Here is a 1,406-nt window from a genome sequence, read left to right as displayed (position 1 = left end):
GAGGTGCACTGCCTGCTCGGCCAGAACGGCGCCGGGAAGTCCACTTTGATCAAGACCCTGGCGGGCGCTCACCAGCCCGACGAGGGGACGATCACGTTGAACGGTGAGGAGGTGCGGCTGTCGAGCCCGATCGCGGCGATCCGGCTCGGGATCTCCACGATCTATCAGGAGCTGGACCTGGTGGACGGGTTGAGCGTGGCCGAGAACGTGTTCTTGGGTCATGAGCCGTCCCGGATGGGGTTCGTGGGCCGGGGGGAGGCGGCGCGGGCGACGCGGGAGTTGCTGGCGCGGCTGGGGCACGCGGAGATCCGCCCGTCGGTGGAGGTGGGCCGGTTGTCTCCGGCGGCCAAGCAGGTGGTGAGCATGGCGCGGGCGTTGTCGCACGACACCCGGCTGATCATCATGGACGAGCCGTCGGCGGCGCTGGCCCATGACGAGGTGGGCAACCTGTTCCGGATCATCCGGGAGCTGACCGCCCAGGGGGTGGCGGTGGTCTACATCTCGCATCGGCTGGAGGAGATCCGCGAGATCGGGGACCGGGTCACGGTGCTCAAGGACGGCCGTACGGTCGCGGTGGGGCTGCCGGCCAAGGAGACGCCGACCTCGCAGGTGGTGTCGCTGATGACCGGCCGCAACGTCGAGTACGTCTTCCCCGAAAGGCCCGCCCCCGGCGCCCACGACGGCAAGGCCGAGGTGCTCCAGGTGCGTGACCTGAGCATTCCCGGCCGCGTCTCCGACGTGTCGTTCTCAGTGCGGGCGGGGGAGATCGTGGGGCTGGCCGGTCTGGTCGGCTCGGGCCGCTCGGAGATCATCGAGGCGGTGTACGGGGCGCGGCGGTTCTCCGGGCAGGTGGTGCTGGAGGGCAAGGTGGTGCGCCGGGGTGGTGGCACGACCGGTGCGGTGCGCCTGGGCATGGGGTTGGCGCCCGAGGAGCGTAAGGCGCAGGCGTTGCTGCTGGACCAGAGTGTCTCGCGCAACATCAGCCTGGCGAGTTTGGGCCGGTATTCGCGGCTGGGCTGGATGGACCGGCGTCGTGAGGCGGCCGACGCGCGGGAGATGGTGCAGGCGCTGGACATCCGGCCCGCCGATCCGGAGCGGCCGATCAAGACGTTGTCGGGCGGTAACCAGCAAAAAGCGGTGCTGGCCCGGTGGTTGCTGAACAACCGCAAGCTGCTGTTGCTGGACGAGCCGACCCGCGGGGTGGATGTGGGGGCTCGGGCGGAGTTGTACGCGCTGGTGCGGCGGCTGGCCGACGAGGGGATCGGGGTGTTGCTGGTCTCCAGCGAGGTTCCCGAGGTGCTGGGACTGGCCGATCGGGTGCTGGTCCTGCGGGAGGGCCGGGTCATTCGTGAGGCCGGCGCGGGTGAGCTGGACGAGCACGCCGTCCTCGACATGATCATGGAAGG

The 1,406-nt window shown here is 70.0% G+C and carries 1 protein-coding gene; it reads left to right on the top strand.

All coding sequences use genetic code 11. The annotated features are described in order from the left end of the window. Window positions 1–1,406 (top strand): sugar ABC transporter ATP-binding protein (locus tag ACFFRH_RS44170; protein ID WP_386164168.1); only part of this gene is annotated, 1,406 nt, incomplete at both ends.

Source organism: Streptosporangium vulgare (assembly GCF_042428775.1).
Lineage (GTDB): Bacteria > Actinomycetota > Actinomycetes > Streptosporangiales > Streptosporangiaceae > Streptosporangium > Streptosporangium vulgare.
The sequence above is the reverse complement of the archived record's forward strand: the minus strand, read 5'-3'. Positions and strand labels throughout refer to the sequence as shown.